Genomic DNA, 10557 nt, shown 5'->3' with positions numbered 1-10557 from the left:
TGGCACTCAGCTTGAAAGAGCCTTGAATCACCTTCCGCGCCCACTGACTACTAACGTCCTCCGAGCCCCTTGGCTCGTCAAAACCGTTGGAACTGAAAGCATTCTGCTTCCAGCGCGCGGATAAAACCCATTGCGAGAATCATTCGGCGTACGGCCCTTGTAGGTCGAAAGATTCGCCTTTCAAGCACCGGAGTGCGTTGTCGACAGTATGGTTTCCGGCCGTGCGGATCCTGGTACCCGTTGCTGGCGGTACGGGCAGCGCCCGAGAGCCTTGCGGCTGGTCACGCCGCTACCGGTGCGTGACGGTGTTGCAACCTCGCGCTTAGGGTGATTACATATGTTGCGCCGAATATTGATGTGGCAACATTTGTATCCTACAACCCAAGAGAAGGACGTCATGAAACCCACGTCGCCGTTCGTATCGGCTCTCGCGCTCGCAGCGCTGTCGCTCGTCACTGGAGTGAGCTACGGCCAGGACGGCCAGCCGACGCTCGCCAAAATCCAGACTGCCAACATGATTGCGATCGGGCATCGCGAGACTTCGGTGCCGTTCTCGTACGTCGGCGCGAACAACGAAGTCATCGGCTTCTCGCAGGACTTGTGCAACAAGGTCATCGACGCGGTCAAGGCCAAGACGAAGCATCCGGACCTGCGCGTGCGCTTCATTCCGGTGACGTCGCAAAACCGCATTCCGCTCGTACAGAACGGCACGGTCGATCTCGAGTGCGGCGTGACCACCAATCTCACGTCGCGGCAAAATCAGGTCGCGTTTTCCGACACCTTCTTCGTCGCCACGACGCGCCTGCTGACGAAGAAGGATTCCGGCATCAAGGACTTCTCCGATCTCGCGGGCAAGACGGTCGTGACGAATCAGGGCACGACCTCCGAACGCATCCTTCGCAAGATGAACGAAGAGAAGAAGATGAACATGAGCATCATCAGCGCGAAGGACTACGGCGAAGGGCGCGTGACGCTCGAGACCGGCCGCGCGGTCGCCTACATGATGGACGACGTGCTGCTCGCGGGGACGCGCTCGCTGACGGCAAGGCCTTCGGACCGGGTGCTGGTCGGCACGCCGCAGTCTTCGGAGGCGTACGGTTTCATGTTGAGAAAGGACGATCCGGAGTTCAAAAAGCTCGTAGACGACGCGATGAGCAAGGTGATGAAGAGCCCCGAAATCGCCGCGATGTACGACAAGTGGTTCGTAAAACCCGTGCCGCCGAAGAACATCAACTTCGATTTTCCGATGAGCGACACGGTGAAGAAGCTCTACGCGGACCCGAACGACAAGGCGCTCGAATGATGACCGGGGCGGGCGCGAAGCTGCGCCCGGCTTTTTCAATCCGCGAAAGGCAGTTCCGCTTGTCCTTCCGCGCGCATTCCGAACGTATTGAGCGTCATTGCAACGAGCGCGTAGTACCCGAGCAGTCCGACGAGATTCACCACGACCGTATGACCGAAGCGCGCAACGGCGGCGTCGTAGGTGGCATCGCTTACGCGCTTCGTGTCGTAGAGCTCCGTCGCGAAATCGAAGATGAGCTTGTCGTCGGCGTCGGCGAAAGTCGGCGTCTGACCTGTGCGCAGCGCTTCGGCGACATCGGCGGGCAGGCCCGCATCGAGCGCGATCGGATGATGAATATGCCATTCCGCCTGCGAGCGCCAGCGCGCCGCCGTCACGAGGATGGCAAGTTCCGAAAGCCGCAGCGGCAAGCCCGTCTTGTAGCGGCAGAACGCACCCAGTCGTTGCGCATTCTGTGCAAGTTCCGGACTGAAAATCCAGCCGAGGAACGGGCCATTGAGATTGCCACGCGGACGGTTCAGGATGTCTTGCAACACGGCTTTCTGTTCGTCGGAAGCGGTGGCGATCTGAAAATCGGGAAGTCTCTGGTTCATGATTCGATCGATGTTCGTTGGGTGAGCCGCGCCCCGGCAACGGCGCGGCCTCGTTCGGCAATGACCATCAAGCCGCCTTCACGCCGATGGCCGAGAGCGCGCCTTCGATGGCGTCGGAGAGCCGCTCGACGATCGTTTCTATCTGCGCGCTCGTCGTGATGAACGGCGGCGCGATGAGCACGTGATCGCCCTTCCTGCCGTCGACGGTGCCGCCCATCGGATAGACCATCAGGCCGCGTTTCATCGCCTCGCTTTTGATCACCGCGTGCAGCTTGTGGTTCGGATCGAACGGCATCTTGCTCGCCCGATCCTGCACTAGCTCGACGCCGGTGAAGAGACCGCGCCCGCGCACATCGCCGATGAACGGATGATTCATGTGCCGCTCGCGGAGCGCCGCGCGCAGTTGCTCGCCGCGCGCCTTCACGTTGCCGAGAAGTTTGTCTTCGACGATGACCTTCTGCACCTCGAGCGCGGCCGCACACGCCGTTGCGTGACCGATGTACGTATGACCGTGCTGGAAAAACCCCGAGCCACCGACGATCGTATCGAAGATCTCGTTGCTCACGAGCGTCGCGCCGATCGGCTGGTAGCCTGCGCCGAGTCCCTTTGCGATCGCGAGAATATCGGGCGCCACGCCGTCTTCCTCGCACGCGAAGAGGTAGCCCGTGCGGCCCATGCCGGACATGACTTCGTCGAGAATAAGCAGCACGCCGTACTTGTCGCAGACCGCGCGGATCTTGCGGAAGTATTCGCGCACCGGCGGCACCGCGCCCGCTGTCGCGCCGACGACCGTTTCCGCGACGAATGCTGCAACCGACTCTGCACCGAGTTCGAGGATTTTCGCTTCGAGTTCGTCGGCGAGACGTTGCGCGAAGGCTTCTTCGGTTTCCCCCGCTTGCTGCTCGCGATACGCGAAGCAGGCCGAGACGTGATGCGCTTCGATCAGGATGGGCAGAAACGGCTGCCGGCGCCACGCGTTGCCGCCGATCGCCAGCGCGCCGAGCGTGTTGCCGTGATAGCTCTGCCGGCGCGCGATGTAATGCCGGCGCTCGGGCTGACCTTTTTCGACGAAGTACTGGCGCGCGAGCTTGAGCGCGGCTTCCATTGCCTCCGAGCCGCCGGAAACGAAATACACGTGACCCAGATTCTTCGGCGCGGCTTCGACGAGCAGGTTCGCGAGGTCCTCCGCAGGTTGCGTCGTGAAGAAGGACGTGTGCGCGTAGGGCAACTGCTCCACCTGGCGCTGGATGGCTTCGATCACGCGGGGATGGCTGTGACCGAGGCACGAGACAGCCGCGCCACCGCACGCGTCGATGTAGCGCTTGCCGGTCGAATCGACGATTTCGATGCCCTCGCCCCGCACGGCGATCGGAAGCCTCGCGCGCGGCGCGCGATGAAATACCGTGGTCATGGTCCCTGCCCCGTTGAGTGCGTGCAACACGCGATGTTTTATAATATCACCAAAACAACATATGTTGTGCGTGCATCCGCGCGTTGCGGCGCGGCGGGTCAGCTTGCTGCATAGGCGCCGTGCGAGTGCAGCGCGGCTTCAGCCTGCTCCAGATTCGTGATCGCGTCCTTGCCTTCGAGCGCGAGCAGGTGCGCGACGAGCATCTCGGCGAGCGCCGATGCAGCAACGAGCGACGGGAAGAACGACGGCGATTCATGCGAGAAGATGAGCGTGTGATCCGCGTTCAGGGCGATGGGCGACACGGCGCTATCGGTCAGCGCAATGAGTTTCGCGCCACGCTCGACGGCCGCCTGCGCGACGCGCACCGCTTCGACGGAATACGGCGCGAAGCTGACGACTACGACGGCGTGCTTTTTCTCGATGCCGCGCAACTGCATTTCGAGCGTGCCGGCCTCGCCACTGACGAGGCTCACCGAGGGACGAAAGAGGCGATATCCGTAAAGCAGGCTGAACGCAACCGGATAGCACGACCGGAAACCCGCTACGTGGACTTGCGGCGCCTTCTTCAACGTCTTCGCCGTTTCGACGACACTCGCAGCGTTTTGCGCGAGCGTGAGTCCGAGACTGTGCAATTGCGCCTGCGCGAGATCGCGGCTCAGGTGATTGTCGGCGCCGCCTTTCACTAGAGAGCGCGCTCGCGTCGTCAGCGGTTCGGGACGGGTGCGCACCCGGCTCACGAAAACGTCGCGCAACTCGTTCCAGCCGGGGAAGCCGAGTTGCTGGGAGAGACGGACCATCGCGGCGGGCTGGACCCTGGCGCGCTCGGCGACCTTGCGCATCGAGAGGACGGCGACTTCGTCGGGATAGTCGAGAAGGAACGCGGCGCCGGCCTGGAATTGCGGGCTCAAATCGGGGAAGCGGTCGCGGATGGCGGCGGCGAGTTGGTCGAAGGTGGGCACGTTGCGATCTGAAGGAAGGCAGATTCGATATTTAAGCATGAGTCGGGCGCTGCCTCATGAAGATGAGGCCAGGAACCGCTGGTGTTACGGGCCGCAGGTCACCCTTTCGCTCTACAGTCAGGACCAACTGGAAGCCATCGCGGACAGTCTGAACAATCAACCTTGTACGACTCACAACGTCCATTCACCATTCGAAATCATCGCTGCGACCCTTGCATGGGCAAGGCAAGCTCAACGCTCCAAACATCAATCTCGCTGATGCGCTTCACCCTTGAAACCGCCTATTAAGTATCGCCGTGACCTGGTGTCGGATGGACGCCCGGTCACCGCGTAGATGCGGCGACCATCGCCTCCCTGCGGCGGCAATTTGTATCGCACCAGCCGCATCAGCCGCCCCGGCTGGCGGACGTGGCGGCGCAAGCCGAATCGCCTATGACGCGTTGCGGGCCCATGCCCGCAACGCAGGCGTCAACACGCCGAACAAAACGGACTCTGCGCCTTCTGCGAGTGAGGCGCATTGTGCACAGCAGATAAAGAAAAAGAATCAGCACGAAAGCGAAAGAAACGGCCGCACGCCTGGCTCAACATCACGGGGGCTGAACTGGGCGTTCGTTGCCGCCGCAACTCCGCGTCCACGCCTTTAACGGCGTCACTCCGCGCTCGAGCCTTCCTGCGAACCGTCCCATGAGCAAACCAAGCCCATTTCGCATGAACGTCGACGAGTTCCGGCTGCAATGGCGCGTGCTGACCTTCTACGAACGCTTCGAGCAAATCATCGCCCATATTCTGAGCGTCGTGATCTCGGTGATCATCGTCGTATCGCTGTGGCAGTTGATTCGGGCGGTCGTGGCGCTATTGCTGTCCGGCGCGCTCAGTCCGCTGGATCATGGGATCTTCCAGGCCGTTTTCGGAATGGTGATGACGCTACTGATCGCGATGGAATTCAAACATTCGATTACCCGCGTCATGTTAAGACGCGATCACATCGTGCAAGTCAAGACAGTCATCCTCGTGGCGATGCTCGCGATAGCACGTAAATTCATCATCCTCGATCCCGCCACGGACCCTGCGCGCATTGCCGCGCTCGCGGCCGCGCTGGTCGCGCTTGGCAGCGTTTACTGGTTGATGCGGCAGCGCGACGATCCCGTCGATGCCGCGATCGCTGCGCGCGCCGCGCGGGATCGCGAAGAGCGCGCTTGATTCACCTACTTTCTCTCGGAGAATATCGAGTACTTGCAGGTTCGTGCTCGATCTTCGCGCGGGCCTGCAGGTCCCGGTCCGGCGCAGCCTCGCTCAACGCCTGGTCAACATGCATACCCGCAGATGCGCCCGTCTAATTTTGCGTGGGCCTTTAAGAGCGCGACGGGGCATCCGCCCCACTTCTACCTGACTACCGAAGAGTTGCGGCTAGCGCAGTCGATGCTTTCTGAAGGAAGCCTCTCGGTAACCGGTATCGCGACGCGCGTGGACGTTCAGACGCCGCCGCATTTCACCGCATTGCGCGTTGAGCACCGCCCTTACGACCCGTCGATGCGTTCTCGACCGGATCGACGAGCGACGTACAAACGCAGGAATCCGACGCCTTTGGGCAGGAACTCGAAAGACGAGCGCGCCTCACGGACGTACGCTTGACGAAATATGAAGTGCACGCGCTGTGTTGGCGCACTACCCGCGATCTGGCTGAGGAACCCAACCAATGGACGCACTGCTCGGACGCGCATGGTGGATGCTCGCGCTGCGTGGCGCCGCGGGGATCCTGTTCGGCCTCCTCGCGCTCTTCTGGCCGGGTCTCACGCTGCTGCTTCTCGTCGCGATGTTCGCGGCGTATGCACTCATCGGAGGCATCGCGGCGGTCAGCGCGGCGATACGACATCGTTCCATCCGCACCGACTGGTGGATTCCCTTGCTGCTCGGCCTGTGCATGATCGCTTCGGGCCTAATCGCCCTCGCGGCGCCGGGCGTCACGGCGCTCGTGCTGATCACCTTGATGGGAGCGAACGCAATCGTTACCGGCGTGTTCGACCTCATCGCCTGGGTTCGGCTGAAAAGGCGCGGCCGCACGCAGTGGCTGCTGTTGTGCATCGGTAGCCTGTCCGTTCTGTTCGGCATTTTCGTGCTGGTCTACCCGGGTGCGGGAGCGCTTGCCCTCGTCTGGATGATCGGCACCTACGCGATCGTGACCGGCGCACTTCTGCTCGTCCTGGGGCTCGGCGCACGGAACTGGCGCGGCGCCGACCTTCGCGACAAGCAAAACGCGCCGCTGCACTCATGAGCGTCTGCGCCTGGCGTTCTCGTATCCCGTTGCACATTCTGGAGAACGCTACGAAGACTAACCTCGCATCGGCCGCAAGGCACTCGACATCCATCTTTGCGCCATCCGCTGGCGGCCTCGTGGCCAACAGCGCGACCGCGCAGGATGCGCGCATCGCCGGCAAGGCGACGCTCGGCACGACCATCACCGAAATGCGGGCGGTCGCAACGTGCTGGCGCGCATCGAAGATGATTCACGCTGGTGTCTACAACGAAAAGAACGAAACGATCGGCCGCGTCGACGGCCTGTTCGTCACGCCCGATGGCTCGCTCTCGACCGCGATCATCGACCTCGGAGGCTTTCTCTTGATGAAGGCGCTCCGTGTCGCCATCCCTCATTCAGCAGTTCAAGCAGATAGTGCCGAAGCAAACGTGGTCGGCGCAAACAAGGATGCCCTGAAAAAACTGCCGGAGTCCGAATATGGCAAGGGCTGACATCGGCCGCGGACATCGGCAGGAGTCACTGAAGATTCGGGCCGCTCTGACGGCTCACTGGAGCAAGGAGCATAGCGATGCTACTGGACCTCGAGAAATGGAACCCCTTCCGCTTCCTGCGCAAGAGCCCCGAGGAAAAGGGCGCGGGCGCGGAGCCGAACGCCTCGCCCTCACAGCAAGCCCCCGCGTCCTCGGCCGCGTCCGCATCGCTGGATGCGGCGCGTTGGCCGCTGCCCGACCCCCTGCATCTTCTCACCGACCTGATACGGGATCCGTTCGGCGGGATAGGACCGCTTGGCAACTGGTTCGGCGACTTCAGTCCCAGCCGCTTTGAGCCGCGCGTCGACGTGATCGACGACGGCGACGCGCTTCGCATCGTGGCCGAGTTGCCAGGTCTGTCGCGCGAGGACGTGGAACTCGAAGTCGTCGAGGACATGCTGGTGCTGACCGGCGAGAAGCGCATCGAATCGAAAAGCGACGAGAAGGGCTGCTACCGGGTGGAGCGGGCGTTCGGAGAGTTCCAGCGCGCGATTCCGCTGCCCTCCGGCGTCGATCTCGATCGTGCCGAAGCCAGTTTCGAGAACGGCGTGCTCACCGTGCGGGTGCCCAAAGCGGCGAATGAACCCGCAGCGAAGCGGCGTCTCGACATCAAATAGTGCGGTGCGCACACGGCGACACCGTGAAACTGCTCGTCAGCTCGCTTGGCCCTCGACGATATCCCGCATGAAGGCGTCGAAGACTGGATCGCGGAACGGGGCGCGCATCAATTCAAGCGACACTTGCGGTACTTCGCGACGCACCTCGTCAGGCTGCGCGCGCGTGGCGAGAAAGACCATCCTTTGCCCACCCTATGGAGAACGTCACGCCCGCTTGCAGCGTTTGTGGCAAACGGGCTCGTTCCCGGATCACGGTCGCCGAATACGGCCAGCGCCGGCAGCTGATGCTGTGCGACGAGCATTACATGGAGCTCATGGCCCGCGATCAGGGCGGTCTGTCGCCGCTTGGGCCCCTCTTTCACGGCGGACTATTCGACGGTTTGTCCGGCGACCTGTGGCCGCAGATAGAAAGCGGCCGCGATAGCCGGTCCAATCGGACGCTCACCCCGGCTTGCATCGCCTCCCGATGGCGCGATGGACCGGTAACCGCAGGATCGTGACACAACGGAGCAGCAACCAGAAAGAAACGCGCGCCGGGTCATGGCTAAACTTCGCGAAGAGCGGGGTCTGTTGATGTCATTCGACGTCGACCCCTGGCAGCACTGTTCGGGCCGAGTCACAAGCACAGGGAACGAATATGCCTGATACAGAAATCGCAGCCGGAGAAGCACGGCAGCGCGACGAGCAAGTTCCCCTACGCAAGCTGTTCGAACCCGTAAGGGTGGGACCATACAACCCGCGTCATCGTGTCGTTATGGCGCCGCTGACGCGTTCGCGGGCGAGCCGGCCAGGCAACATTCCGTCGCAGCTCAACGCCTGCTACTACGCGCAACGCGCAGCGGCCGCGCTAATCATCAGCGAGGCGACCCAGGTGTCCATGCAAGGACAGGGCTACGCATGGACGCCTGGGATACACACCCTGGCGCAGGTCGAAGGCTGGCGGCTCGTGGCGGACGCCGTGCACGAGGCGGGCGGGTTGCTGTTCATGCAACTGTGGCACGTAGGACGCATATCGCACCCCTCATTGCAGCCCGATGAAATGCTGCCGGTTGCTCCCTCAGCGGTCCAGCCGAAAGCAGAGGCGTTCATTGAGAACGAGCGGGGCGAAGGCGTCGTCGCGCCTTGCGTCAAGCCTCGCGCGCTGCAGGTGGAAGAGATGCCGTATCTCGTGCGGCAATACTTCAGGGGTGCGCGCAACGCAAAGGCTGCCGGTATGGACGGTGTCGAAGTACATGGCGCGAACGGATATCTGCTCGACCAGTTCCTGTTGTCCGGCACGAACCGCCGCACGGACGAATATGGCGGATCGATCGAGCGTCGGGCCAAGCTGCTGATCGAGGTGATCGAGACGGTTTGCGAAGTGTGGGGGCCAGAGAAGGTCGGCGTACGGATCTCTCCTCTTGGCACCTTCAACGACATGCATGACGACGATCCCGAGGCGACCTTTTCTTACGTCGTCGAGAAGCTCAACCAATACCGACTAGCTTATTTGCATATCGTCAATCCCGCGCTGGCGGCGACCGGTGAGGATGAGGCTTTCCTCGAGCGCGCGAAGCGCATGAGCGAGATGATACGCCGCACTTATCGTGGTGTGCTGATGGTTGCGGGTGGGTTCGACGGCGGCAGTGCGGAAAGATGGCTCGAGGGCGGCAACGCGGACCTGATCGCGTTCGGACGCTTGTTCATCGCCAATCCCGACCTGCCGGAACGCCTGCGGTCGCACGCCCCGCTCAATTCGCCGGACCCCTCCACGTTCTACGGAGGCGGCGAGCGCGGGTACACCGACTATCCATCGCTCGCGCAGGAGCGTGGGGAGACCCCGCGGTCCGTCATCGATGGGCGTTGGAGATAGAGTGTCGTTGACCGGCGAGTTCGCTGAAGTCATGCGACGATTTGCGATGGCCGCCGAGCCGGCGTCCGATCACCCTGAGAGGCGCACCATGGCTGTCACTACCTGGGTTGTCGTTGCCGACGGCAGCCGCGCTCGAATCTTCGAGACACCGGGACTAAAGTTGGAGTTGCGGGAAAGCGAAGACCTCGTCAATGCTGCCCCTAGTGGGCCGGCGCTGAGCGAGAAGGAGCGCGAAAAATTTGCGAAGACCGTCGCCGACCGTGTCGAAGAGGGAAGGCTTCATCATCGGTATCAGCGATTGCGATTGGTGGTGGAGCCGAAATTTCTCGGGATGCTTCGCGAGCGTCTGAGCGAGGAGACGCGTCGAATGATTTACGAAGAGATCAACGAAGATCTCTCGGCCCTCAATACGCGCGAAATCGAAGCGCACCTGCAAAGGCATTGACGGCGGACTGGCCGGTCGTGGCCCGCGTCAAATGTGTCGCCCGCCGCTCCCTAGCAATTCAGGCTGACGAACCGCAGTAGTCAACTTTGCTCGCAGTCGAATTAAATGAAACCGTCGGCAGCAAAAAACCGTCGGGGTCGCGCCGGTGAGCGTCGAGATATCTGTCAGGGCGCATCATCGGCGGGGAACATGGTCAGATTCAAATGCTTGGATGCTGGCGACGACAAGCGGTGGCGTGGTCGCAATAACGCGTCGGGTATTGTGTGCCGTGACAAGGCGAACGATTGGACGCCTGATGAAGACGCAAGACTAAGTCAGTTTGAAACCACAAGCAGAGCAAAGGACAAGAACAACAGCGGGAATAAGAACAGCAACAGCACCGATGAGGGCAACAGCCGCGAATGACAAACGAATGCGGCCTGTTTGCGGGCGAGAAAAATCGTTGGCGACTGCATGAGTTTGTCGCGTGCCGTCGAAGGTCTCTTGTGGGCTTTCCTTTTGCGTGGCGCGCAGTGCTCCACTGGTGTTAACGAGCCAAGGGGCTCGCAGGACGTTAGTAGTCAGTGGGCGCGGAAGGTGATTCAAGGCTGTGTCAA

12 protein-coding genes are annotated in these 10557 nt (G+C 61.9%); 8 read left to right on the top strand and 4 right to left on the bottom strand.

The window, feature by feature from the left end; genetic code table 11:
- Positions 1 to 397 precede the first annotated feature (397 nt).
- Positions 398 to 1303 (top strand): glutamate/aspartate ABC transporter substrate-binding protein, encoded by a 906-nt coding sequence (locus AB6804_RS26365; protein ID WP_370888948.1) that lies wholly within the window; start codon positions 398 to 400, stop codon positions 1301 to 1303.
- Between the two features lie 35 nt (positions 1304 to 1338).
- On the opposite strand, the gene AB6804_RS26360 is transcribed toward AB6804_RS26365, so the two are convergent.
- The 3 genes from AB6804_RS26360 to AB6804_RS26350 form a co-directional block, all read right to left on the bottom strand.
- On the bottom strand, positions 1339 to 1893 hold the full coding sequence (locus tag AB6804_RS26360; protein ID WP_370888947.1) for a carboxymuconolactone decarboxylase family protein: 555 nt from the start codon (positions 1891 to 1893) through the stop codon (positions 1339 to 1341).
- Between the two features lie 67 nt (positions 1894 to 1960).
- Entirely contained in the window at positions 1961 to 3304 is a 1344-nt protein-coding gene (locus tag AB6804_RS26355; protein WP_370888946.1) for an aspartate aminotransferase family protein, read from the bottom strand.
- A gap of 98 nt (positions 3305 to 3402) precedes the next feature.
- A complete protein-coding gene (locus AB6804_RS26350; protein WP_370888945.1) occupies positions 3403 to 4302 on the bottom strand; it encodes a MurR/RpiR family transcriptional regulator in 900 nt (299 codons plus the stop codon).
- Between the two features lie 669 nt (positions 4303 to 4971).
- On the opposite strand from AB6804_RS26350, the gene AB6804_RS26345 reads away from it, so the two are divergent.
- From AB6804_RS26345 to AB6804_RS26330, 4 genes are all read left to right on the top strand, one after another.
- On the top strand, positions 4972 to 5463 hold the full coding sequence (locus AB6804_RS26345) for a phosphate-starvation-inducible PsiE family protein (protein ID WP_370888950.1): 492 nt from the start codon (positions 4972 to 4974) through the stop codon (positions 5461 to 5463).
- Positions 5464 to 5959: 496 nt separating this feature from the next.
- Complete coding sequence (locus tag AB6804_RS26340) at positions 5960 to 6535, top strand: HdeD family acid-resistance protein (RefSeq protein WP_370888944.1); 576 nt, start codon at positions 5960 to 5962, stop codon at positions 6533 to 6535.
- 119 nt (positions 6536 to 6654) lie between these two features.
- Positions 6655 to 7008: a PRC-barrel domain-containing protein gene (locus AB6804_RS26335; protein WP_370888943.1), complete on the top strand. Its 354-nt coding sequence runs from the start codon at positions 6655 to 6657 to the stop codon at positions 7006 to 7008.
- Between the two features lie 77 nt (positions 7009 to 7085).
- Complete coding sequence (locus AB6804_RS26330) at positions 7086 to 7664, top strand: Hsp20/alpha crystallin family protein (protein ID WP_370888942.1); 579 nt, start codon at positions 7086 to 7088, stop codon at positions 7662 to 7664.
- Between the two features lie 36 nt (positions 7665 to 7700).
- Here AB6804_RS26330 and AB6804_RS26325 read toward each other — a convergent pair whose 3' ends face one another.
- The gene (locus AB6804_RS26325; RefSeq protein WP_370888941.1) at positions 7701 to 7844 is read right to left on the bottom strand and encodes a hypothetical protein; all 144 of its coding nucleotides are present in this window, start codon (positions 7842 to 7844) and stop codon (positions 7701 to 7703) included.
- Positions 7845 to 8301: 457 nt separating this feature from the next.
- Here AB6804_RS26325 and AB6804_RS26320 point away from each other — a divergent pair, with 457 nt between their 5' ends.
- From AB6804_RS26320 to AB6804_RS26310, 3 genes are all read left to right on the top strand, one after another.
- Positions 8302 to 9516: an alkene reductase gene (locus AB6804_RS26320; RefSeq protein ID WP_370888940.1), complete on the top strand. Its 1215-nt coding sequence runs from the start codon at positions 8302 to 8304 to the stop codon at positions 9514 to 9516.
- 7 nt (positions 9517 to 9523) lie between these two features.
- Positions 9524 to 9961 carry a host attachment protein gene (locus AB6804_RS26315; protein WP_370888939.1) on the top strand — a complete coding sequence of 146 codons (438 nt, stop codon included), beginning with the start codon at positions 9524 to 9526 and terminating at the stop codon, positions 9959 to 9961.
- A gap of 189 nt (positions 9962 to 10150) precedes the next feature.
- Positions 10151 to 10366, top strand: a complete 216-nt coding sequence (locus AB6804_RS26310; protein ID WP_370888938.1) for a hypothetical protein — start codon at positions 10151 to 10153, stop codon at positions 10364 to 10366.
- The last annotated feature ends 191 nt before the right edge of the window (positions 10367 to 10557 follow it).

The sequence above is a fragment of the Caballeronia sp. RCC_10 genome (assembly GCF_041360715.1).
Taxonomy (GTDB): domain Bacteria; phylum Pseudomonadota; class Gammaproteobacteria; order Burkholderiales; family Burkholderiaceae; genus Caballeronia; species Caballeronia grimmiae.
This window is presented reverse-complemented; position numbering and strand designations above follow the sequence as displayed.

Coding starts and splice junctions, on each gene's coding strand:
- AB6804_RS26340 (WP_370888944.1), top strand. CDS start 5,960: ATGGACGCACTGCTCGGACGCGCATGGTGGATGCTCGCGCTGCGTGGC.
- AB6804_RS26325 (WP_370888941.1), bottom strand. CDS start 7,844: ATGGTCTTTCTCGCCACGCGCGCGCAGCCTGACGAGGTGCGTCGCGAA.
- AB6804_RS26330 (WP_370888942.1), top strand. CDS start 7,086: ATGCTACTGGACCTCGAGAAATGGAACCCCTTCCGCTTCCTGCGCAAG.
- AB6804_RS26310 (WP_370888938.1), top strand. CDS start 10,151: ATGGTCAGATTCAAATGCTTGGATGCTGGCGACGACAAGCGGTGGCGT.
- AB6804_RS26365 (WP_370888948.1), top strand. CDS start 398: ATGAAACCCACGTCGCCGTTCGTATCGGCTCTCGCGCTCGCAGCGCTG.
- AB6804_RS26355 (WP_370888946.1), bottom strand. CDS start 3,304: ATGACCACGGTATTTCATCGCGCGCCGCGCGCGAGGCTTCCGATCGCC.
- AB6804_RS26350 (WP_370888945.1), bottom strand. CDS start 4,302: ATGCTTAAATATCGAATCTGCCTTCCTTCAGATCGCAACGTGCCCACC.
- AB6804_RS26360 (WP_370888947.1), bottom strand. CDS start 1,893: ATGAACCAGAGACTTCCCGATTTTCAGATCGCCACCGCTTCCGACGAA.
- AB6804_RS26320 (WP_370888940.1), top strand. CDS start 8,302: ATGCCTGATACAGAAATCGCAGCCGGAGAAGCACGGCAGCGCGACGAG.
- AB6804_RS26345 (WP_370888950.1), top strand. CDS start 4,972: ATGAACGTCGACGAGTTCCGGCTGCAATGGCGCGTGCTGACCTTCTAC.